21 protein-coding genes and 3 pseudogenes are annotated in these 24,648 nt (G+C 36.9%); 10 read left to right on the top strand and 14 right to left on the bottom strand.

All coding sequences use genetic code 11. The features are described from left to right. From ACFIL3_RS07130 to ACFIL3_RS07075, 12 genes and pseudogenes are all read right to left on the bottom strand, one after another. A pseudogene (locus tag ACFIL3_RS07130) lies at window positions 1–292 on the bottom strand (adenosine monophosphate-protein transferase); the annotation flags it as partial. A gap of 10 nt (window positions 293–302) precedes the next feature. Further along, complete coding sequence (locus ACFIL3_RS07125; RefSeq protein ID WP_375612189.1) at window positions 303–518, bottom strand: antitoxin VbhA family protein; 216 nt, start codon at window positions 516–518, stop codon at window positions 303–305. 65 nt (window positions 519–583) lie between these two features. Further along, window positions 584–1,654 carry a P-type DNA transfer ATPase VirB11 gene (gene virB11, locus ACFIL3_RS07120; RefSeq protein WP_375627906.1) on the bottom strand — a complete coding sequence of 357 codons (1,071 nt, stop codon included), beginning with the start codon at window positions 1,652–1,654 and terminating at the stop codon, window positions 584–586. Further along, window positions 1,651–2,811 carry a type IV secretion system protein VirB10 gene (virB10, locus tag ACFIL3_RS07115; protein WP_375627908.1) on the bottom strand — a complete coding sequence of 387 codons (1,161 nt, stop codon included), beginning with the start codon at window positions 2,809–2,811 and terminating at the stop codon, window positions 1,651–1,653. The genes virB11 and virB10 overlap by 4 nt, the downstream gene beginning before the upstream one ends. Continuing rightward, complete coding sequence (gene virB9, locus ACFIL3_RS07110) at window positions 2,804–3,670, bottom strand: P-type conjugative transfer protein VirB9 (protein WP_375612192.1); 867 nt, start codon at window positions 3,668–3,670, stop codon at window positions 2,804–2,806. The genes virB10 and virB9 overlap by 8 nt, the downstream gene beginning before the upstream one ends. Beyond that, window positions 3,667–4,371, bottom strand: coding sequence for a virB8 family protein (locus tag ACFIL3_RS07105; protein ID WP_375610599.1), 705 nt, complete (start codon window positions 4,369–4,371; stop codon window positions 3,667–3,669). Before ACFIL3_RS07105 ends, virB9 begins: the two co-directional genes overlap by 4 nt. Continuing rightward, the gene (locus ACFIL3_RS07100; protein ID WP_375610598.1) at window positions 4,325–4,627 is read right to left on the bottom strand and encodes a type IV secretion system protein VirB7; all 303 of its coding nucleotides are present in this window, start codon (window positions 4,625–4,627) and stop codon (window positions 4,325–4,327) included. The genes ACFIL3_RS07105 and ACFIL3_RS07100 overlap by 47 nt, the downstream gene beginning before the upstream one ends. A 210-nt stretch (window positions 4,628–4,837) precedes the next feature. Further along, entirely contained in the window at window positions 4,838–5,824 is a 987-nt protein-coding gene (locus tag ACFIL3_RS07095; protein ID WP_375610597.1) for a type IV secretion system protein, read from the bottom strand. Then, the gene (locus tag ACFIL3_RS07090) at window positions 5,811–6,296 is read right to left on the bottom strand and encodes a type IV secretion system protein VirB5 (RefSeq protein ID WP_375612193.1); all 486 of its coding nucleotides are present in this window, start codon (window positions 6,294–6,296) and stop codon (window positions 5,811–5,813) included. Before ACFIL3_RS07090 ends, ACFIL3_RS07095 begins: the two co-directional genes overlap by 14 nt. Next, a complete protein-coding gene (locus tag ACFIL3_RS07085; protein ID WP_375612194.1) occupies window positions 6,293–8,647 on the bottom strand; it encodes a VirB4 family type IV secretion/conjugal transfer ATPase in 2,355 nt (784 codons plus the stop codon). Before ACFIL3_RS07085 ends, ACFIL3_RS07090 begins: the two co-directional genes overlap by 4 nt. 22 nt (window positions 8,648–8,669) lie before the next feature. Next, window positions 8,670–8,978 (bottom strand): type IV secretion system protein VirB3, encoded by a 309-nt coding sequence (locus ACFIL3_RS07080; RefSeq protein WP_273723684.1) that lies wholly within the window; start codon window positions 8,976–8,978, stop codon window positions 8,670–8,672. After that, window positions 8,979–9,302 (bottom strand): TrbC/VirB2 family protein, encoded by a 324-nt coding sequence (locus ACFIL3_RS07075; RefSeq protein ID WP_375613587.1) that lies wholly within the window; start codon window positions 9,300–9,302, stop codon window positions 8,979–8,981. It lies immediately after the preceding gene. A 398-nt stretch (window positions 9,303–9,700) separates the two neighbouring features. Between ACFIL3_RS07075 and ACFIL3_RS07070 the strand changes: the two genes are divergently transcribed. Together ACFIL3_RS07070 and ACFIL3_RS07065 are read left to right on the top strand one after the other, a co-directional pair. Next, window positions 9,701–10,426, top strand: coding sequence for a hypothetical protein (locus ACFIL3_RS07070; RefSeq protein WP_375612195.1), 726 nt, complete (start codon window positions 9,701–9,703; stop codon window positions 10,424–10,426). 1,147 nt (window positions 10,427–11,573) lie between these two features. Continuing rightward, window positions 11,574–11,702, top strand: a pseudogene (locus tag ACFIL3_RS07065) (hypothetical protein); the annotation flags it as partial. Between the two features lie 1,014 nt (window positions 11,703–12,716). Here the strand turns inward: ACFIL3_RS07065 and ACFIL3_RS07060 are convergent. Further along, window positions 12,717–13,075, bottom strand: a pseudogene (locus ACFIL3_RS07060) (helix-turn-helix domain-containing protein). A gap of 1,194 nt (window positions 13,076–14,269) precedes the next feature. Here ACFIL3_RS07060 and ACFIL3_RS07055 point away from each other — a divergent pair. After that, the gene (locus ACFIL3_RS07055) at window positions 14,270–15,115 is read left to right on the top strand and encodes a TIGR01459 family HAD-type hydrolase (RefSeq protein ID WP_375681978.1); all 846 of its coding nucleotides are present in this window, start codon (window positions 14,270–14,272) and stop codon (window positions 15,113–15,115) included. Continuing rightward, window positions 15,115–16,116 (top strand): bifunctional riboflavin kinase/FAD synthetase, encoded by a 1,002-nt coding sequence (locus ACFIL3_RS07050; RefSeq protein ID WP_375653193.1) that lies wholly within the window; start codon window positions 15,115–15,117, stop codon window positions 16,114–16,116. The genes ACFIL3_RS07055 and ACFIL3_RS07050 overlap by 1 nt, the downstream gene beginning before the upstream one ends. Before the next feature lie 2,109 nt (window positions 16,117–18,225). Here the strand turns inward: ACFIL3_RS07050 and ACFIL3_RS07045 are convergent. Further along, entirely contained in the window at window positions 18,226–18,555 is a 330-nt protein-coding gene (locus ACFIL3_RS07045; protein ID WP_375610590.1) for a TIGR01244 family sulfur transferase, read from the bottom strand. A gap of 992 nt (window positions 18,556–19,547) precedes the next feature. Between ACFIL3_RS07045 and parA the strand changes: the two genes are divergently transcribed. From parA to ACFIL3_RS07015, 6 genes are all read left to right on the top strand, one after another. Next, window positions 19,548–20,177: a ParA family partition ATPase gene (parA, locus tag ACFIL3_RS07040; protein ID WP_375612200.1), complete on the top strand. Its 630-nt coding sequence runs from the start codon at window positions 19,548–19,550 to the stop codon at window positions 20,175–20,177. Beyond that, window positions 20,174–20,404, top strand: coding sequence for a plasmid partition protein ParG (locus ACFIL3_RS07035; protein WP_273790969.1), 231 nt, complete (start codon window positions 20,174–20,176; stop codon window positions 20,402–20,404). Before parA ends, ACFIL3_RS07035 begins: the two co-directional genes overlap by 4 nt. A gap of 1,092 nt (window positions 20,405–21,496) precedes the next feature. Beyond that, entirely contained in the window at window positions 21,497–21,763 is a 267-nt protein-coding gene (locus tag ACFIL3_RS07030; protein ID WP_375681977.1) for an EexN family lipoprotein, read from the top strand. Window positions 21,764–21,766: 3 nt separating this feature from the next. Next, complete coding sequence (locus ACFIL3_RS07025; RefSeq protein ID WP_375621543.1) at window positions 21,767–21,979, top strand: EexN family lipoprotein; 213 nt, start codon at window positions 21,767–21,769, stop codon at window positions 21,977–21,979. 46 nt (window positions 21,980–22,025) lie between these two features. Then, window positions 22,026–22,295 carry an EexN family lipoprotein gene (locus ACFIL3_RS07020; RefSeq protein ID WP_375638605.1) on the top strand — a complete coding sequence of 90 codons (270 nt, stop codon included), beginning with the start codon at window positions 22,026–22,028 and terminating at the stop codon, window positions 22,293–22,295. 3 nt (window positions 22,296–22,298) lie between these two features. Next, on the top strand, window positions 22,299–22,517 hold the full coding sequence (locus ACFIL3_RS07015; RefSeq protein ID WP_375612202.1) for an EexN family lipoprotein: 219 nt from the start codon (window positions 22,299–22,301) through the stop codon (window positions 22,515–22,517). The last annotated feature ends 2,131 nt before the right edge of the window (window positions 22,518–24,648 follow it).

Below are 24,648 nucleotides of genomic sequence, written 5' to 3'. Positions count from 1 at the left end.
TGGTGCCATCTTCAAATGTAAAGGGGAGATGGCGCAGATATCCAGCCCATTCAAAGGTATTTTTAAATAAGTGGTGATGAATAGAGCATAGATAGGAGCTATCAAACTTTTCTGGTAAGGGGGCTTCACGCAGATTAACCATTGCTTCTGCTGTATCATGTGAGCATTTCTCCAGAAAGGATTTTAAGTCTTTTATTCCATATTTATTTTTGAGTGTTGTGGTGTTTGGGTAGACATAATGATGGGGAGAAACTGTCTGTATATTTTTTGTCTTTGCTTTTGCTTTTGGCATTGTAGCTTCCTTATAATTTTACGTTATCCATAAGAGTGTTAAATTCCTCGAGTGAAATATTCCCCTTTGCGTATTCTTCTAAAATTTTGAGTGTTGTAGGATGAAGCGCTACTCCCTCTATCGCATGGGTGCTGATGGCTGCTTCAACGGCTTCACGGCGTTTTTTTAATTCTTCTTCTGTCATCGATAAAAGGTTTTCTCTATTTTCTGTTTCGTTGATTTTCATGCATTTTTTCTCTTATTTGCAATCGTTGCTTTAAAAGAACCTTTGGCAGCCGGTGTGATCTTCTTTTAGTCACCTCCAAAGATGTTTCGTTGTTTGAAGGGATCGTAATAAATTTCTGTGACCTTAAATTTTCCTTCAATCCGTTTGCATTGGATGATGATATCAATCATTGAAATCAACAGGCCTCGAATATCATCACGCTCTAAATCACCACCGCCTTCACTTTCTTTGACCAAAAGGGTCATCTGCTCAAAGGCTGCAAGGGCTGTTGATGCGTGAACCGTCGTAATGGAACCTGGATGGCCTGAATTGACATTGCGGATATAATAAAAGGCTGTACCATCTCGAAGTTCTTGCAAAAGAATACGATCAGGACGCATCCGTAAAGATGATTCAAGCAACTCTTTGGGGCCAACGGAGGCTAAGCCTTGTCCATCTTTTGAATAGAACATTGAGACATGGTTAGGGTGTGGTATCACCAATTCTTGTGTGTCTTCGATGGTGATAATACGCTCTTCTTGAGGGATTTTTGCGATTAATGCTTTTGATAATGTTGTTTTACCCGAACCGGTTTTTCCCGCAATTAAAATATTTTTCTGGCATTCTACAGCTTGATTTAAAAAAGAGACAAAGTCTTTATTACAGTAGGCATTGGCTAATTTATGCTCGATGATTTTGAGTTCGTTAAAACGAGAATGATAGTCATTCAAGGGTGTGAAAGAGATCTGTTCACAGAGCGAGAAGAGGCCCTTATTTGCGAGCTCTTCGAGAGAAAAACTCTGCGATGACGGTTTACGAATTGTCATACTAATCGTGTCTTTTTCGACAGCGGGCGGAATGACAATTTGAATACGCTCATTGCCTGGTAGCGTTGCAGATAATATTGGGTTTTTGTCCGATATGTTTTGCTTGGAATAGGATGCGACAACTTTCGCAATCCCCATAAGCTCATTAAAAGAGAGCCCCGGTGCTTCTATTGTTTTCCATCCATCAAATCCTTCAGTCATGACTTGATAGGGACGATTGATAACAATTTCAAAGAGTCTATCATCTTTCAAAAAAGCACTGATGGGTTCAAGTTTTGTGAGAACAATCGCAACGGTTTCATCGCTCATGGTATGTAAGTTTGAGTTCATTCTAAAGTTACCGCCGAATTTTTGTAAAAGTTTCTTGAAACAGCTCGATTGATAATCTGTTTTTTGTTTTCGATGACTTTCAATTTATAAACGCTGGAAAAATCTAAATCGCGGGCAACAAAGATATTCACCATTTCCCCTTGGTTTTTGGATAATGTTGGAGGAATATTGGCGTAATTTTCTACGAGAATGTTTGCGATGTTTTGTCCTGAAGAGATTGTTTCAGTTTCTTCTTTTTCCTGTTTTTTTGATAAACGTTTATTGGCATAGTGTGTTGCATCTTTTATTAGTGAGACAAGAAGCGCAGACCCAATCCTCTCGAGCCAATGGTTATCAATATCTCCATCCATACCAGAACGCCCTAAAGCATCCGTTGCCGGTGAAGCTAAAGATATAATGATACCATTGGGGGTTTTTGCTCTATTCCATAGTACAAAGAGACGTGTTTGGCCTTTTTTCAATCCGGCGCGATATTCACCAACAATTTGGGTGCCTTTATCAAGAAGCACAACACGACCATTGTCTGATAAGATATCTCTGGAGATGATACAACTGGCAAAACCTTGTTGATCACTGTTGATGGCTGTTTCTAAAATACAAGGAATAGAAGTTCCCATCGCGATGATGTAGTTTCGATTGCCAAGGGTTGAAGCACGAATACCTTCAAGCACTGTGGGTTTGAGAAGATGATTAAAACGTTGTGTCGTTTCATCAGGTTTGCTTTCAAGTTGGTGAGGCAAAGCACCATTATTTGTTTGTGAATCTATTTTGCCTTGTTGTGTACTTGCATAAGCTAATACAGGAGCACGTTGTGCTGCTTCCAGCAGTGAGTTATCAGAATTTAATTGATTGATGTTTGGTGTTGGTAGCTCGACTTTTGGTAATAGAGCGTTATTTCGTTGAGGCTGTTCAAAGGGGGGAGGGGTAGGCTTTGCAGGACGAAAAAGCTCTGTTTGTTTTATAACTTTTCCTTCTTTTGAAGATTCAATTGGTTGCTTTTTGTCTGTAACAAGTGTTGAATAGGCTAAATAAAGACAGACACTGAAAAGAATAATAAGAGCAATAGCTTTCCCCACATTGTTCTGTTGACTTTTCCCTTGAGCATTTTTTATTGTATCGCGATCATTAATGCTTTTTTCATCCACGGTGTTATTCATGGCTGCTTCCTAGGTTCACTTTACGTTGTACAGATGGTGATGTCGTACCTGTTTCAGGATTAATTCCTTTTGGTACGAACCTTTTGTTAAAGATGCACAATACTTCATTCCCACGTCGTAGCGTGAATTGTGCAGCTGTTGCATGAACAATAACCTTGTTGCCTTTAATCGATTTGGGAATAAGCGCTTCTTGCCCATCAGGCGATACAATGTAAATGGCAGGGATTTCAATGTTGCCTAAAAAGGTAAAGGTTGTTGTTTTCCCATTATCATAGACAGAAGCAGGTTCAATAAGAGATGAGCCTTGAGCTTCATAAGCCCAATTGCGTGGTCCAAAATCTTCATGGATATTTAAAATATCATTGACAAAGTTTTCTTCACGTTGTTTTTCTTTTTCTGCTTCGGCTAATTTCTTACGTAAGGCTTCATCTTCTGGATAACGAAACTTTACCAAGAAATACGTCTCATTGCCGGCTGAAACATCGCCTTCACGGACTTGTAGCTCGAATTGATAAGAGCGTTGTGTTCCATCTTGGCGGCTTGTGACAATTTGTAAATTGGTCACAGGCTGAACTTCACGTGGTTTGAGAAAAACAAAGTGTCCAGCCGGTGCAACTTGCCAAGCAACCGAATTTCCAATTCCTACATAGGTTACTTCTTCATCAACGGCAAATTCTAGTTGAACCGAAGAGCGAATGGAGCCAATGATTTGTACGACGTTGTAGGGGTCATAATTGACAAATCTGATGCGGTTATCTTTACGTGCACTGACAGGCGCTGTTTCCGCAAGTGAGAGAGCTGTGTGAAAGCTGACAGTGATCGTAAAAATTAAAGAGATTGTTTGTAAAAGTCTGATCATTTTATCACCTCTGGATCAGATCTATATTCCGATACTTGAAAACCAAGAGGGTTGATAAGACGATCAGACGTTGAAATGTGTGCGTTCACGTAGGAAAAATTTAAGATTGAAATCCAATGGGAAATATTTTCTTTTTCATTCAAGTCTCTGATCGTTTTATAGTAACGAACTTGGATAAGATCTTTACTTATAAAAGAGATTGATTTGATTGTGATCGTAGCAATCATGTTATGATAAATATTTTGCGGACTTTCTGGATTATTGCCCGCGTACCATTTTGCAAAACGGTTTTGTTCTTTTGGAGAAGATAAAAGAGAGACTAAGCGAAAATTGTTTTCTGCTTCTGATGCTTGAAAACCTTCACGAGCGCGAACATATTGGCTGGCAAAATAACGCGTTATCGCTTCATCATAGTCGTTAGGGGATTCTTTTAGGGCGCTTACAGTATCAATAATGCCTGTTGAGTTATCAACGCGGATAACAAAAGGCTCTACCGTTTTCAAAGGTGTCAAAGCTGCGACAGCTAAAGCCAGCGCAATTGTCATCAATCCAAAAAGCACTGTTAAAGCCATGGAGATTTTCATCCGCACGCGCATGCTATGCATGCGATCAATGTCAAATGAGCGCGCTTCTTTTATATATTCTTCAAGGGCATCACTTTTCACGCATAACCTCCACAGTTTTATCAGATCGTGCTTCATGAATAACCGGCTTTAATAAAGCTGAATTGGCTGTTACTTTTTCACTTTCCAAAGTATTGAGAATGATGGGAGTGGTAACAGGCTTTACACTCTTTTCTGGGTAGACAATGTTTTTATTGTCCCAATTCCACTTATCTTTATTTAAAGCGCGTGTATGTTTGCCATTACAGCGTGGTGGTTTTTTAGGGCCACTCAAAGAGGCACAACCAGTAAGAGCGATTGTTAGGACCATAACAAAAGTTATTTTTCGTTTCATTTTTTGAACTCACAAATATCTTGGAATACAATGCATGAGAGCCTTTGTTCTGAACATTTTTACAAGTTTATGTGATGCAAGGTTTTGATTGGTTTTATTGTTAGACCCAAGATGTTAGATCTTATCTGGAACAGGATCATGGCGTGTACGCCAAAGGGCGCACACAAGGCAAAAACAAAAATGCTTATTCTTTTAAAGAGGTGCTTTATCTTAAAATCGACCACGACCGCCTCCAGATTTACCTGCTTTTGCTGCCGCCCCTGCCGCACTTCTAACAGCGTTACCGGCAGCTCCTGAGATTTGTGAAGTGGCACTTTTTACTGCATTGCCACTCGCTCTTGCACCATTGGAAAGCATTGTAAAAATCTGTCCTCCTGAAGAGACACCAGCGTTAAAGTATGGTCCGCCAGAGGCCAGCGCTGTTGCAATACCAGGAAGCGCACGGAAGATAATAACTCCTATGATCGAAATGACGATGACAGGGGGAAAAAGAACATAAATTGATTCATATGAAACTTTGAGAACCTGTAGGATAACTTGACATATAATGGTTCCAAGCATGATTACGAGAACTTGTAAAATGGTAAAATTGATCAAAGTTGTAATCCATGCATCGGAGTATTTTCGCGTTGCATTGAACAAATACAAACTAATGAATAGAGGCCCAAGACCTATAATCATGACGAGTGCAACTTGTGCAAACATTTGCACAATAAAACCACCTATACAAAAAAGAATAACCGCGAGAAGCATGATAGAACCAAGAAGACCCACAATGATCTTTTCAAAAAACCAAGCATTGTATAAGACTTCTTGATAACGCGAACTTGCCTTTAACAAAATATAATCAAAAACATTGGAGCTTGCAGGATTACTGTTAAGCGCATTCCCAATAGCATTGGATAAATCATTGAAGAAAATATCCTTGACATAAGTATTAAATGTATCCGCATTCGTTGCCATTGTTGTAACAACAACGATTTTAACAACATTATTGAGAAGACTATGCATGGAAAGCGCAACGCGACCTGTCATAACATTATAGCCATAAAGAAAGATAAAAATGATTGCGGCGAGATTTAAGGGCGCTGAAATAGCAGAAGACAGCCCACTCACCGTCGTGTCCATCACATTATCAAGGGGTTTTAAAATATACCCAGAAACGCTTTCAAAGGGAGAAAAACTAAAGTCTGACATTTGTACTTGTACTTTCAAGTTTTTCTTTTAATTCTTTTTCTTTTTCTTTTAATTGTGCCTCAAGATATTTATGCTTTTTTTGTTCCTTTTCTTCACGTAATTCATCTTTTGTCTTCGTATCTCTTGCTTGAATCATATCAAGAGACTGAAGTTTTAAAGAAGCTACTTGAAGATCGGCTTGAAGAAGAGAAAGCTTTACTTGAAGATCTTGTCGAAGGGCTTGCAATTCTTCTGGTTTTGTGTCTGGTTTTGATTTAATATTTTCAAGTTGTTGACTTATGTCTTTGATTTTTTTTGCAGTTTCAGTTGCGCTTTTATAAATGTTTTCAGCTGTTTCTGATTTTGCAGCATCTAATTTTTGTGTGTTCTCGAGTGCTTGTTTATAATATTCATCCACATCAGATGTTGTTTGCGCTATTGCATGAGAAATAAAAGAAAAAGATAACAGTGTAACTAAGCCATATTTTTTCATTGATTTTTTCTCCTTTGATAAAATATGGGCAGCCATTTGTCAGGGGCAGCTCCATATTCGTTGATAATTTCATTCATGAGTTCAATGTTTTTTGTTGTGCCGCTTAAAACGGCGATCTCATCATTCATTCCACGTAAGTTAAGTTCTGCAACGACGGAACTTTGTCCTTGTTTGATGAGAAAACGACGGGATTCTCTGCTTAACTCTGACTGTATCAGTTCAAATTCACGCTCAGTAAGTTTGAAAGCTTCGACATAATCATTGTAATTTGCTTTTTGATTTGGAAAAAATATTTGGGTGGGGCATTGCTCAATGATTGTGTGCGCGATTGTTGAGTTCAAAGCATCTTTAGGGCTTTGTGTTGCAAAGAGCATCATGCCATTTTGTTTACGAATTGTTTTTAGCCGATCTTGCGCAAAAGCTTTAAATGAATCATCTTCTAAAGCTTTCCAGAATTCATCAACGACGATAATGATGCGCCGCCCATCAATCAGATCAAGAATGCGGTGAAAGAGATACATCATTAAGGGGCGCCGAATTTCTTCATTATCTAAGAAATCGGTCATGTCATAGCCAATGAACTGCGCATTTAAATTGAGATCATCTTGGTCATTATCAAAAACCCATCCTAAATCATTGCCTCTAATCCAGCGTTGCAGCCGTATGGCAATTCCTTCTTTGGATGTGTTGTCAAAAAACAGTTGAAGGGCACCAAGAGAGCGCTGGGTTGGGGGTAAGTTTTCCAAGGAATCAATGGCTTTGGCGATATCTTGTCGCTCTTCTTCTGTTACGATTTGCCCTTCAGCGGTCACCAGCTTTAAGATCCAATTACGAAGAAAGATTTTATTTTTTTCGGTGTATTCCATGCCCTTTAAGGGAGCAATACCCGTGGGCTGCCCATTTTTTAAAGGTTTGTATTTCCCTCCTCCAGCCCGTACAAAAATCTCTGCTCCTTGATCTTTATCAAAAAAAACCATTGTTGGATTGTGTTTTTGTAATTGTGCAAGAAGAAAATTAACAATCACTGTTTTACCAGATCCTGATGGACCACAAACAAATGTGTTTCCAAGATCGCCATAATGAAAATTAAAATAGTAAGGTGAACCAGCCTGTGTTTTTAGCAATGCGACAGCAGCTCCCCAAACATTATCGTTCAGTTTGCCAACAGGGAAAGAATGGAAGGGCGATAAAGCGGCAAAATTTCTGCTGGTAATGGCGCCTGAACGCGCACGATAGCTAAAGTTTCCAGGAAGCTGTGCCCACCATGCTGCTTCCAATCCTAAATCTTCTCTGGCAATCACGGCTCCTCCATTGGTTAAATGGGAACGTGCTTTTGATAAGTTTTCAGACAATATTTTAGGATGATCAGCAAAAACAGCTAAAGAAATGTGGTGTTCTCCCAAAACAAAACGGTTTGATTCTAAATCATCTAGCGCTTCATCCAGTGCATCGATTTGTGAGCTAGCACGGTCAGCTGCATTGATCATTTGATTTTGTTTGCGGCTCATAATCGCACTGGCGGCTGCCTTACTTTTAAAGACAAAGGATTGTGTTAAGATGAATTCAAATGGCACCGTAAGCAGACCATCAGTCATACCTGGGCGTGTTTTAGAAGGATACTCTTTCCATCCAAACATGCCCACAAAGCGTTCATTGCTTTCATGGCGAATTTCGATAATTTCTTTCCCAAAAATAACACGATCCGAGTAAATTGTTGAAGCAATAGTTCCAAATGTGAGAGGAATACGCTCACGTCTTCCCCCTACTAGCTGGTGGAGAAATTCACTTTGTTCGGCAAATAAAAGTCCTTCATGTTCATAGATGGATAGCAGACGGACTTCATACTCTTCCAAACCTTGCATAAGATCTTGACTTAACTCTTCGAGTTTACGAATAGCTTCCTCGTCGGGCTCAGATTGTGTTTTCTTCGCTTTGCTCAAGCGCTGAAAAAATGAAACCAGCTTTTCTGTTTTATCCGCGGCCGGATTCCAAAGCAGTGAAATAAATAGATCATTTCTATACAGTTCTTGCGAAACCATTTTCTTTTTATATTTTTCATCTAATGTTGTTGCAAAAGATGAAAGAAAATGACCCTCTGGGTATATCGTTTCACGGCGGCGGATGATGTGAGAATATAAAGCAAGCCGTTCATCTGCGATATTTTTTAAAAGGGTGTTTAATTGGTTGTGTAAAGAATTTAATTGATCAATATCCGCGGTGTCGAAATTTATACCTTCAACAGCCATCACAACCATTAAACAGCGTGAATTTAAAGCAACGACATGTTGGTTGATGTAGCGTATATAGGGAATATATTCTTCAGGCAAAGTTTCCCGTTTCATTATTGACATCTGTTTCACCAATTTCGTTCCTTCAGCTTAGTTCCTTATAAGTGCGGATAAGGCGTAAAGGGGAGGTTGAACCTCCTCCCCATCGGTTGAGGTTTTTTTGTTTTCCTCGGGTATTGAGCCATGCAAATAATACGCGAAATTGGTTGTGATCGTACTTTGTCACTTCTCGCAAAATAAAGTGTATCCCAATCCCAAGACCAAACATGGTAAAATCACTGGTCAAAATGAAAAGAATGGATGTCGCCATGACATTGAGCGCCATGGCTTCCATTGTAACACCAGCAAACATGGCTGGGCGCGTACAGGCAAGGAAAAGAGTATCTTCGTTCATTTATGTTGTGCCCGCTAATTTACCGACAAGAGCAGGGGCACCAAAAACAATAGCAATCCCCAGAACACAGTAAGCTGCTTTGCGTAAATCAATAAAGCCGTACATCCAGCCAATCCCCACAGCAGCAACACATATAATAGCAATAAGCTTTGCCGTTGGACCCGTCATCATTGTGACAATGTTGCCTAAAACACCATCAAGATTTCCCAGACCACCTCCACCAGTAGTAGAAGAAGCAGCATAAGAAAAATCAGATACAAAAACTGCCGTAAAAAGCAGCATGGTCACGATAAAAATGATGTTTTGGAATCTATTATCTGTCATTTTACCTCTCTTTAACAAATAATATTTGTTCATATGTCGACATTCCATTGCCTCTAACAAACTGGAAAGTGCTGTCATTTGATGACAGTTTAATTCTTCTCGTTTGTTTGTTTTAAAAGCCTTGATCGTGGATCTGTTCACTCTCAAGCTCTTCTTCGTAAAGAGACAGAAGTCTTTTCAAATTGAGATTGTGTTACATGAAAATGGCAATTTTAAGTTGTGTATATTGGTAAAAATAACAATATTAAAATAATGAAAGAAAGAATATCATTCTTTACAAAATGTAGTTAATCTGCAACACTTATATTTGGATTTTTTCTTTAAAAACAAGGGGATTGCTGATCAATAATCTGACATGATAGGAAAAAAACGAATTTTTTGAGCGAGCGTGTTAAGAGATGCTATTTAAATTGATTGTTATTATTTACATTATGGGGGCTACGGTGTGGGGATTAAGCCAATATAAAGATAAAATGGATTTCAGCATTCTTAAAACATTTGAGACGCAAGATATCCAAGATATTGTCGATCTCTATCGAGAAGAAAAAAAGTTGGGTAGATCTATCACCAAACAGCAATTAGAAAAAAATGAACCAGCTCTCGATTTGCAGAAGAGTGTTTCATTAAATGATGTTGCAAATAATGCTGTTGTTTTTCATGGTAAGGCTTCTGTTACAAGTGGGGTTACATTTAAATTACTGACGCCTGCTGCACAATCTTGGCGCTCACATATCTCCCGTGATATTCATCTTTATGGTGTGGACACATGTGCACCCCGTCAAAAAGCAAGATTAAATGATCAAGAATGGCCCTGTGGTGCGGTTACAACGGCTTGGCTTGTCACCAAAACACTTGGGCAGGATTTATCCTGTAAACAGGCTTTGATGCACAATGGTGTTTATTATGCACAATGTTTTGTTCAAGGGGTTGATTTAGCTGAGGAAGGTCTTAAAGAAGGTATGTTGGTACTCTCAAAAGAGGGGAAAAATTCTATTCCAGCCCAGTATCATCATGCGGAAGAAAAAGCACGTGGCAATAAGATTGGTCTTTGGTCGAGTGATTTCACTGAACCTTTAAAATGGCGGCGAGATAATGGATCCTATAACCCCTTTGCTAGTCCATGATTGGTTTTAACGAACATATTTACTTAAATTTTTATAGAGAAAACTTTATCAATAAAATTGTACCAAATCGTAGAGCAAATTTGAATAAACGGTGAGATTATTTTCGTTTAGGAAGTAAATGGATGGTAATTCCCTTTTCAAGGTAGGGTTGCTTTCAAAATCACTTCTCTATTTTTACTTATGTGTTTTATAAAAGCAGGAAAATGTCATTGTTGGTGGCAAAGCATTTTTGAGTATTTGTGTTTGAAGGAGAAGTGAGGCGATAAAAAACGCTCAAGAAACGGATTTCTAGAGCGGTGTTGATAAAAGTAAAAAATAAACAGACCCAAAAATGGTGTAACGTTTGATATAATGGATAAAATCTTTCACAATGCCTTAAAAGAATTCATAGCAAAAGTTTTTTCATCAGAATTTTGTCTTCAGGATTGGATCACGTTTTTTACTTCTTTAAAAGTGATCAATCTGTTGCATTCCTTGAAAAGCTTTCATAATTATCTGCTTTTAAATTCAGACTTCCAAATGATGGATGGATTTCAAATAGACTCTACACGAAGAAATCTTCGTAAAATGATTTGCATTGCTGATTGTTTTCTATATATCACAAAACGTTTCTATTTAGGCCTCGATGGAGGAACAATAATCAACATACAAATAGGTAAAAAGAGCTCATACTTTTTTGTTATGGCTGCATAGTCCATTGATCGTGAGATTTAAGTATTATAATGCTCATAGGCTTTCTATAGGGCTAGGGGCGATGCCTATTGCAATGTAACTATTTGAAATCAGTTGGACAAAAGCATTAATGCGTCTTCTGATTTCATCATTTGTATTCAGTTTGGGCTCTTTCCCTTCTCATTGTATTTTATGACAAACTCATACGATGGCTATTGTGAGCTCTTCTTGCGTTATTTTACTCAGAGTATTCACTTTGAAAGCAAGCAAGTGATAGTGAGGCTGTATTCTCATACAGTGTGAAAATTCAACCCTCATTTGGGGGGATGATATTAACAGATAAGGTATTTAAAGAGGAGTAAAATGAAAAAAATTATTTATTATGCATGACTCTATTATTCGTCTTGGGGTGTGAAAAAACTATAGCCTAGAAGATTTTAAAAAAGATGCAAAATTAAGAGAAGAATGGGGAACGAAGTGTTCTCTTTCAGGACAAGCTGTTAAGGAATCTAAAAATTGTCAAAATGTCTTACAAGCAGATACTGAAATGTTTTTCTCGCCAAAGCTTGATGTTACAGACCGTGGTCATGCATCTCAACAGTAAAGTGTGATATAAAAATTCTAAAATAAAGAAGTTACGGCTCAACGAATGCTCGCTTCTTCAATTGTTATAGCGGATTTTTTATCATTTTTCATCTTTCAAATGAGCTCCCCAAATCATATTCGCAATCCTATTGTTTGTTTCATCTTTGTTAGATTGAGGATTATGATCATGAGAAAACAGGATAGCATTGTCTTATAGAAATATTTCTCAAGGTATCCAAGCCTATTTTGCGACGCTGTTCGTAAAGGGTATAAGGGTAAATCCATTGAGCCCCCCATCTTTACGCTTCATAACGGAGTAAGCCTTGCACCATCACACAGTTTGTCAGCTTGTGGGTGTTGCTTACAGCTCTTGGTAATTGAGACGGTTCGTTTGAGGCATTTTTAATTCTTACTTAATAGTTTTTATCCATACGCCTCTTCCCACTTGTAACCTGCAAGAGATATAGTTTTGGTTGATTCAACATGGAACAAGTCTGAAATGAAAGAATCTTACGATATTCTGGATTCTCATTCAACATGTAAAATAATAAATTGTCTTTATAAATCAATGTTTTGCCTTATGATAGAGTTGGTGTAGCATTGAGATTTTAGAGGGAAAATATGCCTTTAAGACTCTATAACAGATACTAAGTCTTTAATAGCAGGTATATTAAATGTACATCATTTAAAATAAATAGAGCGTCCATAGCGAAAAGGGGGCCACTCTTTAAATACAGATAAATACTTATTCTGTTGTGCTGTAAAACGCTATTGTTTGCGGGTGTGGTGATATAAGACATAAAACTTTATACATGGGGTATTTTGATAAGAGAGTGTGATGAATATTCAAGGGAGGGCTTGTTTATATAATTTTGTGAAAGGAACCATATGAAATGGGAAGCTGAGAAGGAGCTATTTTTGAAAAGGCGGATCGTTTATCAACCGGTTTGAGGAGGGGGGCATCCTTTTGGGGTGTGGGGAGAAAGACAAGAATAGGGTGTGTAGCACTTTATAGCTATGCTTTTAAAGCGTTTTAATTTTGATCACAAATTAAGTTTAAAATCGCTTTCTGCTTGACAGATGTGAGGACTCTAAAACTTTTTAAAAGCAAATATTCCTCTTTGCTCGAGGCGATTTCATCATAATGGTACGGGGCGTTGTCTTTTTTGATGATATCAGTGTAAAAAAGGCAAGTGGAACATTCAAAATATCGGAAATTTCCTTTAAACGTCCTGCGCTCACGCGATTTAAGCCTTTTTCATATTTCTGGATTTGTTGGAAAGTGACACCTAAATGATGCCCTAATGTTTTTTGAGACATTTTTAGCACTTTTCGCCTAAAGCGAATTTTTTTGCCTACAAAAAGATCAATATTAAGATTTTGAGCTTGCATTTTCCCCCTCCAGGTGCGAGCGCCCTCGCATTGGTATTCCGGGAGCTTGAAAACACTGAACCCTAGTCAGCATTTTGCTTTTAGTGCTTGGAGCACCTGGACATAGCAAAATCTCCCGGAATTCCGGGATACCCACATAGTGGGTTTATTTTTACGCTAGGGTTTCGGGTTTTCAAGACCCCTTTTGATCGTTGCGTATGCGATCAAAACATTTTTCGATTCATAAAGTAAATTTAGGAGATTGGCAATAAAAATAGTTTTTCTTGAGACGGATAGATTTTTTAAAATAGGAGGTTGTTTGCCTTTCAAAGTTTTAAGGTTTGCTTACTCAACTCATGACATCAGATATGCATTTTACGAAGGTAAACCTTGGTTTTTAAGCTCAAGTCACCGCTTACGGTGCTGTCCTTAACCAATAATCAAAATGACTTGTTTTGATGCGTCTGAGATATCATGATGATAGGGGAAAGCTTTTATGAGTAAAGAGCCCTCATGCAAAATAAACTCAAAACATTATAGATCTTATTGTTGTATATTCACATGTTTGTTTTAGAAGATATTTCTCAATGTTAGCGCCTATTTTACAATGGTGCTTCGTAAAGTATGTAGCGTAAAAGCCTCTATGAATGGGATAAAAGCTATATTGCTATCTTTACTGAAAAAAAGATGCTCGGACGACACATACTCTCTGCCAGTTCAAAATATTACGACAGTTTTTGCCTTTGAAAGGGAGCCTAAGAGCTATTTTTTCTTTCTTCACGTGTTTTTATCTGTACGCTCTCTGCTTATAATATGTAAGCGAATAGGTTTTGATTGATTCAATATAAACAAATTTGAAATGAGAAAATATATTGGGCTTTCTCATGATGCATATTTTTAAGAGGGGGATACGTTTATTTTCTCAGTGAAGAATTTGAGTATTTTAGATAAAAAATTCTATCAACGTCGTTGTTGTTAGAATTAAAATTTTTATGAGAAAAATAGCATTGGGGAATGATAAGCTTTTGCTATCAAGCATTTTAGAATTTTGCACAACTTAATGATAACTTAGTTATTTTATTATTTCTTATGATCTCTATAGACGATAAAAAGTTGGGATATGGTTTGAGAAAGCAGATGACACAAGTATTATCTTTCGGTAAGTAGTTTTGAAGTAAAAGACAGCTTTAAATGACAAATAGAGATAGGTGCTCCATGAATGAACTTACCCATATTGAGACTATTATAGCGCATTATGATGCTATTTTTTGTGATGTGTGGGGTGTTGTGCATAACGGTGTACATGCATTTGAACCAGCGTTGAAGGCGTTGTATAAAATCCGACAAATGGGAAAAACTGTCATTTTATTAACCAATTCTCCTCGGCTACAGGAAGATGTTGCTGCTCAATTACAAAGCATGAATGTTCATAGCGACTATTATGATGCCATTATCACTTCAGGGGATGTAACGCGCGATCTCATTCAGACTGCTCCACGTAAAGTTTTTTTCATTGGTTCACAACGTGATTTGGTGCTGTTTGAAGGGTTAGAGTGTGAATTTGTTGAAGAATGGGAGGCGTCTGTTGTCGTCTGTAGCGGTTTTCTTGAAGATTTTGACGAAGAACCCTCTGCTTATGAGGAGATGTTTCGTCGCATGCGGTCGCGGAATTTACCTTTTATTTGTGCAAACCCAGATGTGATTGTCCATTATGGAAATAAAGAATTTTGGTGCGCTGGTGCATTGGCTCGTCTTTATCAACAATTAGGGGGGGAAGTGCGCATTGCTGGAAAACCTCACGCGCCTATTTATGAATGTGCCTTTGAAAAACTTCAAAAAATACGGGGAACAGTAGAAAAAAGTCAAGTTTTAGCTATTGGTGATGGTCTTTTAACGGATATTAAGGGGGCGGCTCACTTTGGTCTTGATGCCCTTTATATTATGGGGGGGATTCATCATTATGATTATACGCAAAAGGGTGTGGTTGATAAGCAAGCTTTGCATTCTTTTCTTGAACATCATGGTTATAAACCACAAGCAATCATGTGGGCACTTCAGTAATGACTAATTTTTTGCGTCTTCAGGGAATTCATATGTTTCCCTCGGCTTGGCGGGGAGCAGTGTTGGCACTTGGAAATTTTGATGGTGTTCATTGTGGGCATCAGGTGGTGTTGCAAAAAGCACTTGATTTCGCGCGTATAAAAAAGAAACCATCTGTTGTTTTAACGTTTGAACCCCATCCAAGAAGTTTTTTTCAACATTCAGCTCCTGTCTATCGTTTGACAGAGGCAGCTGAAAAAGCTGAAATTTTTAAAACCCTTGGTTTTGACGGCGTGATTGAACAGCCCTTTGATGCACAGTTTGCCGCTCTTTCAGCGGACGAATTTATTAAGTCGTTTTTAAAGGAAGTTTTTGATGTTTCAGTTGTGGTGACAGGCGAAAATTTTCAATTTGGTCATCAGAAAAGTGGAAATGTACATCTTCTTTGCCAAAGGGGAGAGAAATATGGATTTGAGGTTGTGCAAGTTCCTTGCGTTGCTCGTCCTCAAGAGTCACAATCTTTGATCATTTCCTCGAGTTTTATTCGGCAACTTCTCTCACAAGGGGAAGTGGACAAAGCAGCCCATTTGTTAGGGTATCACTATCGGATACGCTCCAATATTATTCAAGGTGAAAAACTTGGACGTCTTTTGGGATTTCCTACCGCTAATCAAATGTTGCCTCCCCAAGTTCGTTTGGCTCATGGTGTTTATGCGGTACGTTTGCGTCGTGCGAACGGTGTTTTGTATGATGGTGTTGCAAGCTTTGGTTGTCGTCCAACGGTTGTTAAGGATGGGGCGCCCCTTTTGGAAACCTATTTGTTTGACTTTAATGACGACCTTTATGGGGAAAGCTGTATCGTTTCTTTTTTCCAGTTTTTGCGAGGACAAGAAAAATTTGATGGGCTTGAACCTTTGATTGCGCAAATGCATCGTGATGAAAAAAAAGCAAAAGAAATTTTAAAGACAGTACAACCATTATCAACGTTGGATAGGCTGCTTACTTTTAAAAATATGTCCTAAACTGATCTGAAAAAGAGAGAAGAGCCGTAAAAATAGCACTTAAAGTGATTATAATCACAAAGATATATTCCAAAACATCGTGGAATATATGTTTTTTCCGTTGTTGAGAGGGAGAATCGAATATCTGAAGATCTGATTTTGGCATCATTTTTTTCAAAGTTAACGTTATGGTTTTTGTTGTCATTCAAAACTTTACTGCTTGTTTCTTTCTGATACGTTAAAACTTATCATAAAAGATGCAGTAAAGAATAAGCAACCAGCCTATTTAGCAATAATAGACGTGAAGAAGGAGAAAGGCTGTTTTTAAAATTTCTTGCGATCTTAAGCTTATAGTTTGATAAAATTTAATTGATGACTTTTTTTATTTAAAAGTTTATTGTTTCTTTTTTCTAATTTGGCTTATTATGTCATTTATGCTGTATCATCGTTTATGATGAGAGTTGGTTCGTGTAACCTTACGCATGTGATATTTTGTATTATGTAATGAATATTTTTAAAAAAGTTTTGTTTGTCGAGTCTTGTGAAGAAGATTAGTGGTCAGCAGCAGTTTTCGTGCTGACCAATCACGTAAACGAGAATGAAGCTGCTGGAAAATGCTTTAAGTTTCGTTTCTCTTGTATATTGTGATGGGGAATGCATATTAAGGAGACTGCGATTGATTGTAGATAAAAGAAATCATTGCGAGAAAGCAGGTGTATTGTTTCAAAATTTCTAATGCTTTTGATGGATAAAGGCACAATTTTGTTGTCGTAACACGTCAATCTTTCAGATTTTCAAGTTAAAAACTATCCATATATTTCCTTTGTCTTTCACAAATGTAACGCCTATAATGAAAAGGAAAGACAGTCTTGTAAGGATATGAAAACACAAAGCCAATAATGTTTTGTTGTTTTTTGATAGAAATATTGGATAAAAGTTAGAACATCTTTCCAATCTATGTTCGGTCTATTCGTGACTGTATCGTATTGTTTTTCTTATAAAACTTTTTCTTTAGTGTTCCTCAACGCGAGCAGTATGTTTGAGATAAGGATTAAGGTGCTTTAATGCTCTCTCTACTGTTACAGCTTTTGTATGCTAGATGAGGAGAGCCCTATTGCATTATCCATTTGCGTAATCTCTGAAACCGGTTTACAGCCTTATTGGGAAAAAATATGAAGTTATAAAGGGGAAAATCAGTCCAGATGACAGTCTTTTTTAAATTCGGCTTTGCTACTTTCAAAAGGGTCCAGAGCAATATCTCTTAAATCATGAAAATAACAGCTTCAGGCTTTTGTTGTTCTTTGAATAGGATATCACGCCCCACAGGTAAAATAAAATGCTGGAATATCCTTGTTTTGCTAATTTATGCGCTTCTTTTGAAGAAATATCTCTCAACGCTTCCCATATTCATTTTCATGATGGCTCTCATGAATGGTATCTTGAAAGCTCCGTTGAGCGCTATCATCTTTATGCCTAATAAAAGAGCAATCCGACACCATCCGTTATATTGACAAGCCTTTAGTGTTGTACAGTCTTGGCTATTTGAGAGCGTTTATGAGAGTTTGTTCTTAACTCGTTTTATTTCACACGAATATTTCTTGCTTGTGACATGCAAGAAACACGCTTTTGATTGATTCACTATAAATAGACTTGAGAGAATCTTACGGTATTAGGATTTATCACTCAACGTGCAAAATAATTAATTGTTATAAATCAATATGTCGCAGTTAATCATAGATTATGGCTTACGGCTTTTTTATAAAATACTCTGCATGCCGTTTATTCGGAATATGGGTTTTCTTAGTGGTTTTACTGTCGTTTTAGGTGTCTGTGGCGTACGAATGAGCTCGTATTGGTAAAGGAAGAGAAAAAGAAGGTGGAGCAGTGATAAAAGGTGAGGTGAAAATAATTTTCTTCGATCATCATATGAATTTTCACGCATTTTTATGGCTTCGGGTGTGTATGCTTGTTGTATATTGAGGAGCAAAGCTTGCTTGTAGAGTTTTATGAAGTGGCAAGCCAAAGGAAAGGCGCAAAACAAAGATTATTGACAGATTGTTTTTTACAAATCGATGCGTATTTAAGAATTTTCGTCTTTTAAGGTGCGTAGGAAATGTGCGAACCCTCTGTTTAAAGACGCGCTAAACGATAAAGATGCAGCGAGCGTGATCCGTGATGACAATAGGCAAGAAGAGGCAGAGAGGCTGTTTTTAAAATTGTTTGCATGGCTTCAACAGCTGACTTTTCTATAGTTGGAGGAGAAATGGGAATGTGATAGGCTTTTATGCCATATTCATTTGCGACCGTTTTAATGCTAGAAAAGTCAGGTTGATGGAGCTCTTCGTGATCGGGGCGGTTACAGATAATTGTTTTAAAACCAGCTTGTGCCAATGTTTTGATATTTTCTATGCTAAGTTGGGCGCTGATAAAAATATCAGGTTCAATTTGTTGTAAATTCATTTTTGTTTATTCCCAATTGCATGATCTTCACGATACCCTCTGGTCTGGTATATAGAAAGAACATAATGAAGGTAAGTTTTTCAGTGGCATCTTAACAAAAATATTCTTTTTGTCGAGAAGATCTATTTGGGAAAAATGAGCTGTAAGATGCAAAATATCTCACTCCGCAACATGTTCGTTATGCGATCTTATAAAAGACGGATGTTTGGTCTTTATGGATAATCTATAGTGTTTACTCAGCATAGACATTTCATTGTGTTGTTTGTTTACGCGCTTGCTAGAGGTACCCTTATTTCTCTTAAGCCCATTTTACTCTGTCGAGCGTCAAAGAGTATAAAATTCATGGATCACCACCCTTTTTACGCTTATGAAGAAGGAATTCGGTACCATTGTTATATTTGCCAACCTCCAATATTGTAATAGTTCTTGGTACTTGAGATTCTGCATAAGAAGCATTTTAAATCCTTTCTTGTACAGTTTTTACCCACACGCCAGCTCTGCTTGTACGTACAAGAGATATGATTTTGATTAATTTAATATAAGAGGCATGAAATGAGAGAATCTTCCTGATTTCGGCTCTCTCATTCAACGTGCAAAACAATGAATTCTCCTTATAGTTTGTTGTATATTCAGAGTGGAGCTTGTTTGTAGAGTTGCATTAAGTGGATTGCATGAAGGGAGAATCCCAAAAGGCCGGTGCAAAATAAGAAGCTGGATCATTTACAGCGCATTGTTTACAGATCGACATGGATTTAAGAATCTTCGTTTTAGGGTGGGGGGAAGAGCATGCCTCTTTTAAATTTATTTTGTTATTTTCAAGAATATCATCTTCATAATGTTTTGCTCATGTTAAAGAATATTATAAAAAATTGCGGGCTATTATTATTTATCCTGAAAATGGGAGAAATGATTATTTTGCACGTATTGGATGCTTGTTTCTTTTATTACTTTCTGTATAATCGTAAAAACGATAATGCTGAAAGGCGTAATAAATGATTATTGGACTTTTGAATCAAAAGGGAGGTGTCGGAAAAACGACGTTGAGTGTTAATCTTGCGGCCAGTTTTGCCCGTACCGGTCTACGGGTATTGCTTATTGATGTTGATCCACAGGGAAGCGCATTGGATTGGGCTGCTGCGCGTGAAGATGCACCTTTGTTTTCGGTTATTGGTTTACCGCGTGCAACGGTTCACAAAGAGATTACACAGATTGGTCATGGTTATGATCATATTATTATCGATGGTCCTCCGCGTGTAACTGATCTTGCTCGTAGTGCTCTTATGGCTTCGGATTTGGTGCTTATCCCTGTTTTGCCTAGTCCCTATGATATTTGGGCAGCGGATGGAATTGTAAAGCTGATTGACGAAGCACGTGTTTATAAAGAAAATCTCAAATCTGCTTTTGTTATTAATCGTAAAATCGTCAATACAGCGATAGGGCGTGATGTGAACGAAGCTCTTGGCATATACCCCGTACATGTTCTTTCTTCTAGCGTTGCGCAGCGTGTGATTTTTGCAGAAGCAGCAGCACAGGGGAAGGCGGTTTATGAAGTTGATAAGCAAGGACCAGCAGCAGCAGAGATTGAAGCGGTTGCAGCGGAAATCAAGGAGTTAGCACGATGAATAAAAAAATTAAAATCGGCACAAAACCAACCAATAAATCAATCCCTTTAACAGCGGATGCATGGGTAGGAAGCCACAAAGGGAGCATGAGTGGAGGTATGAAGCGCCTCACGATTGATATACCAGAAAGTTTGCATCGGTTGATTAAGGTCAGTTGTGCAAGTCGTGGAACTAAAATAGCTGATGAGGTCCGCGAATTGCTTTCACAAAAATACGGAAAAGTGTAAAAAATGATACGATAATTTCGTTGGTTTGAGTGCTTTTTCTAGAGATGATATCGATTGTTTTTATACGAAGTTAATAATAAAAGTGCTCTTCCTTTTTCACGATGGTTGCTTCATTCAAGTTGTTTCTCATAAGGTTCTGTATCATCGCATGAAAGCAGCTATGAGTTTGCGAAAAATTCTCCGTTTCAAACTTTTCCCTATAAATGTGATAATCATCATACTACTTGTGATCTTATCCGCTAGATGAGTAGATAAGTTTATTCTTCCATAAAAATTATCTTGATAATGATTTTAAACATCAGGTTATTTTTTTGTTTATTGTACTTAATACATGCGTAAATAATGTAATTAAGAGTAGCGTTGATTATTTTTTTCTGTTATGCAGCAATCCGTTTTATTAAATTATATTCATGTTTATAAGGGGGGGGATAAAAATAAGTAAAATTTACTGATATTGACGCGCTATAAGTTATTCCTAATAAACAAAAGAAGTCATTGAGCATATTATAGACAATATTTCTTACATTTATATGATTTTATAGTCTTAAATAGTTAATGCCAGTTGTAATGATACGCAAGGCAATAGGCTTTTTTCTTCAATTGGAATGTATAAGATCGCTTTTTTAGCATTTCTATTGGCTTTTAAAAAGTACAGGGGGGACTTAAAGCTTTCTTTCTTTTCCGGTGGTTTAGAAATGATAAGAGCGCAATCTGTTGATTAAAAGGTGTATTTTTTCGTTTGCAGGGAATTTGCAATGGATATAGGCATGACGAATTTTGGGTAAGATATCGTGCTGCTTCTCGTTACCAAGAGGTTCTTGAAGGAAAAGAAATGATTAAAAAGCTTTTTGAGAATGTCAAGATATCAGAATTTTTGCTGAAGTTTTAACACTTCAAATACAAAGAGCTGCCGTGCAGATAATGTTACAAATACAAGTCTGATAAATGAAAGCAGTTTTCATGATTTAACATGTTTGCGTTGGAAGTGTACGTATTTGCAAAGGAAAATTAGACGCAAGGTCACAATATAGGAGGGGATGTGAATCCAAAGATATTGTTAATAAAATATAAAACAAAGAGAGGGGTTAAATCATGAACAAGATCATTATAACAGTGCTGCTGCTTTGCGTGGGACTTGTCGTTTCTGGTTGTGAAAAAACTTATAGCGTAACGGAATTTAAGAAAGATCCCAAATTACTCAATCAGTGGTTAGAGAAATGTTTTATTGCAGGAAGTTTTGATTCAAAAAATTGTAAAAACGCAGAACAAGCTGAATTAGAAACTCGTAAAAAATGGGGAATTTTTGGCTCTGGAAAGGACGACCAAGAAAAAACTGAAGATAAAAAGGAAGGGAATTAAATTATGAATAAAGTCATTATTACAGCATTGCTGCTTTGTACTGGACTTGCTGTTACTGGTTGTGAAAAAACTTATAGTGTAAAAGAATTTAAAACAAATGAAAAATTATACGAGGAATGGGCAAAGAAATGTGAGAACGATGATTCACCGCTCAAATCCTCTCAAAATTGTAAAAACCTTCGACAAGCATATGTAGAACTTTTTTTAAGGCCCTAAATTGTGTCCTAAACTTTGTAAATTTGAAAAAAGGGGAATTTTATTGATGAATAAAGCCATTATTACAGCATTGCTGGTTTGTACTGGACTTGTCGTTGCTGGTTGTGAAAAAACTTATAGCGTAGCGGAATTTAAGAAGGATCCCAAATTACTCGAGCAATGGGCAATGAAATGCATGATATCAGAGGATTTAGATTCTCAAAATTGTAAAAATGCAGATAAAGCGTATCGTGAAGTTCATGCCCGAGATTGGCCTGGTTCAAGCTTTGTACATGATGACGAGAAAAAAACTGAAGATAAAAAGGAAGGGAATTAAATCATGAATAAAGTTATTATTACAGCATTGCTGCTTTGTACTGGACTTGTCGTTGCTGGTTGCGAAAAAAACTACAGCGTAGCGGAATTTAAGAAAGATAAAATATTACTCGAAGAGTGGGCAAAAAAATGTGAAAAGCTGGATCAATCTTCTATAGAGAAATCTAAAAATTGCCAACATGCCAGACAAGCATATATGGAACTTATGTTTGGCATTAATTAAAAACATACAGTTCAATAAATAAGGAATTGTTTAGTTCTTGATTCTATTGCGTTTTTAGGCTCTCTCTAACTTTTAGAGAGTCTTTTTATGGCTTCAAGAATTAGTTGTTTACGATCAGTACTCTTTGTGTAAACGTATGCTATACTGTCATTTGTTCAGCCCAAAAGTGCTTTTAATTGTAGATAGTATTGCCTCCCAATGAGTTGTTACGTGTTACTGCTAATTTTTTAATGTTTTGGTTACATGTATTTAAAATATGAGATTAAATCTATCTTTGGGGTGTTTTTTTGCCTTTATCACAAATAAATGTTTCATCACACTAAGATCGTCTTTAAGTGTTGCGGCTAATTTCGGAAAAATTAGGAGGAAACATTTGTTCGGAAATTACTTTCTCTGTTTTAATAAAGAGAAAAACATTCTGAATAGAATTATTATCGTTTCATACTCAAATGTTTTTCTCAAACTATTTTTAAAAAATTTCTTTTGGTTTGAGAATATTATAACATTAGTTAAGTTGTGAGACAGTTTTGCTAGGACGGTTTTGCTGGATGTGTGAGGAATTGAGCGCTCTCCACATCTTTTCATTTTTCTCCTCTCTCTTTTCTGAGTTTACAAGGGTTTTCCTTGTTATTTTTTTATCTTAATTGTGTTGTGATATTATCATGTTGAGCGGTGGAGCGCATATAAAACTTTACGTATGAGGTGTTTTTTGTTCTCGAGTGTGTGATGAATGTTTTTCTGAATAACACTTTGATTTATAAAAATAATTTAATTATTATTATGTTGAATAAGGATCTCGAATAACGTAAGCTTCTCTTATTCCAAATCTGTTCTCGGTTGAATTAATTAAAACCATCTTCTTGCATGGTACAAGCGGGGAGAGCCGTGTGGATAAAAACTGTTGAAGAAAGACGTAAAAATGCCTTTTATAAATTATCTCAAGTGCTAAAGGTTTGTTGGCAACATTTGGGGCTGAAAAAGTGTGTGATGCTGCTGGTTTATTCTTTCATAAGGGTAAAGATGGTGTTCAATAGATTTATCATAAGTTTCATGAAATATTATTCTTTAGAATTGTGATATGCCCTGAAGGGGAAATTTACTCAATAAAGAGACAAATTATTTACAGATCATATCTGATAGAAAATTTCGTTTTTTAAGGTGGGAGTGAAGTTGAGATTCAAGATAGCGTGAAAAGACGGACACTGATGGTTAAAAATGCATACAAAAAGCAGAGTTTATACTCAAATAGTTGCAAGCGATGTTTGAAATTGGGTGTGTGGTTTATCTGTAGAATTAAAATTTTGCTTTGCTCTTATGTGAAATTAAGATGCTCATTTGCACAGATTATAAAAAGCCAAAAGAGTATGCTTAGTATATTTCTATTACGAGAACTAAAATAACAACAAAAGCATTGATGGTGATAATCAAGGTTGAATAAAGCATAGCGGCTTTTACGAGATCAGCCATAAAAACCTCTTTCTGTTCTTTTTGAGGTGATTTTATGAATAACAATATGTTACAATCTGTAATATATGCTGATACAACATATTCGGCAAGCTTAAAATCGTTCCTTTTTTTATAAAAGCTTAAGGAGTTGGAGTATTGTGAATCCTAAAAAAGAAAGCTTTAAAAGGACTATTGATTGATTTTGTAAGTTTTGTGTTGCTGGAAACTTTTTTTATCCTGTTATGCTATAAAGCACTGTCATTTATAACGGTAATATAAGACATATAAGTTTTCTTGGAACGTTTAAGTATTTTTTAGTGTACGATGAATATTCGTAGGTTTATTTGTTGAGTCTTTCGTTTAAGTGAAGCAGATGAGGGGAAAGTCAGGAGAAGATCGTTTGACAAAAATTCGGACTGCGTACAGAGCCGATTGAGTTAAGATCTTAGTCCTTTAAGGTGAGCGGCGGAAGATAAAAATGTTTTCTGATCGTTTATCTCATAGCAAGATTGGTTAATGCTGCTCTAATGGGGCATGTTTTGCACAAAAGTAAAGAACGCTCCAAAAGAAATATACTTATGTTGTATATTAGTATATTTGTATTGCATATTTATGTACTTGTTTTAAAGAAATATCTCTTAACGCACACGAAAGACATTTTACGATGACATTCGTAAATGGTATA

The sequence above is a fragment of the Bartonella sp. CE47NXGY genome, from assembly GCF_042195415.1.
Taxonomy (GTDB): Bacteria; Pseudomonadota; Alphaproteobacteria; order Rhizobiales; family Rhizobiaceae; genus Bartonella.
Note: the sequence above shows the minus strand (reverse complement) of the source record. Positions and strands in the feature narration are given on the sequence as shown.

What these genes read in the sequence shown, in the direction of transcription:
- ACFIL3_RS07125 (WP_375612189.1), bottom strand. Translation starts at nt 518, where the DNA reads ATGAAAATCAACGAAACAGAAAATAGAGAAAACCTTTTATCGATGACA.
- virB11 (WP_375627906.1), bottom strand. Translation starts at nt 1,654, where the DNA reads ATGAACTCAAACTTACATACCATGAGCGATGAAACCGTTGCGATTGTT.
- virB10 (WP_375627908.1), bottom strand. Translation starts at nt 2,811, where the DNA reads ATGAATAACACCGTGGATGAAAAAAGCATTAATGATCGCGATACAATA.
- virB9 (WP_375612192.1), bottom strand. Translation starts at nt 3,670, where the DNA reads ATGATCAGACTTTTACAAACAATCTCTTTAATTTTTACGATCACTGTC.
- ACFIL3_RS07105 (WP_375610599.1), bottom strand. Translation starts at nt 4,371, where the DNA reads ATGAAGCACGATCTGATAAAACTGTGGAGGTTATGCGTGAAAAGTGAT.
- ACFIL3_RS07100 (WP_375610598.1), bottom strand. Translation starts at nt 4,627, where the DNA reads ATGAAACGAAAAATAACTTTTGTTATGGTCCTAACAATCGCTCTTACT.
- ACFIL3_RS07095 (WP_375610597.1), bottom strand. Translation starts at nt 5,824, where the DNA reads ATGTCAGACTTTAGTTTTTCTCCCTTTGAAAGCGTTTCTGGGTATATT.
- ACFIL3_RS07090 (WP_375612193.1), bottom strand. Translation starts at nt 6,296, where the DNA reads ATGAAAAAATATGGCTTAGTTACACTGTTATCTTTTTCTTTTATTTCT.
- ACFIL3_RS07085 (WP_375612194.1), bottom strand. Translation starts at nt 8,647, where the DNA reads ATGTCAATAATGAAACGGGAAACTTTGCCTGAAGAATATATTCCCTAT.
- ACFIL3_RS07080 (WP_273723684.1), bottom strand. Translation starts at nt 8,978, where the DNA reads ATGAACGAAGATACTCTTTTCCTTGCCTGTACGCGCCCAGCCATGTTT.
- ACFIL3_RS07075 (WP_375613587.1), bottom strand. Translation starts at nt 9,302, where the DNA reads ATGACAGATAATAGATTCCAAAACATCATTTTTATCGTGACCATGCTG.
- ACFIL3_RS07070 (WP_375612195.1), top strand. Translation starts at nt 9,701, where the DNA reads ATGCTATTTAAATTGATTGTTATTATTTACATTATGGGGGCTACGGTG.
- ACFIL3_RS07055 (WP_375681978.1), top strand. Translation starts at nt 14,270, where the DNA reads ATGAATGAACTTACCCATATTGAGACTATTATAGCGCATTATGATGCT.
- ACFIL3_RS07050 (WP_375653193.1), top strand. Translation starts at nt 15,115, where the DNA reads ATGACTAATTTTTTGCGTCTTCAGGGAATTCATATGTTTCCCTCGGCT.
- ACFIL3_RS07045 (WP_375610590.1), bottom strand. Translation starts at nt 18,555, where the DNA reads ATGAATTTACAACAAATTGAACCTGATATTTTTATCAGCGCCCAACTT.
- parA (WP_375612200.1), top strand. Translation starts at nt 19,548, where the DNA reads ATGATTATTGGACTTTTGAATCAAAAGGGAGGTGTCGGAAAAACGACG.
- ACFIL3_RS07035 (WP_273790969.1), top strand. Translation starts at nt 20,174, where the DNA reads ATGAATAAAAAAATTAAAATCGGCACAAAACCAACCAATAAATCAATC.
- ACFIL3_RS07030 (WP_375681977.1), top strand. Translation starts at nt 21,497, where the DNA reads ATGAACAAGATCATTATAACAGTGCTGCTGCTTTGCGTGGGACTTGTC.
- ACFIL3_RS07025 (WP_375621543.1), top strand. Translation starts at nt 21,767, where the DNA reads ATGAATAAAGTCATTATTACAGCATTGCTGCTTTGTACTGGACTTGCT.
- ACFIL3_RS07020 (WP_375638605.1), top strand. Translation starts at nt 22,026, where the DNA reads ATGAATAAAGCCATTATTACAGCATTGCTGGTTTGTACTGGACTTGTC.
- ACFIL3_RS07015 (WP_375612202.1), top strand. Translation starts at nt 22,299, where the DNA reads ATGAATAAAGTTATTATTACAGCATTGCTGCTTTGTACTGGACTTGTC.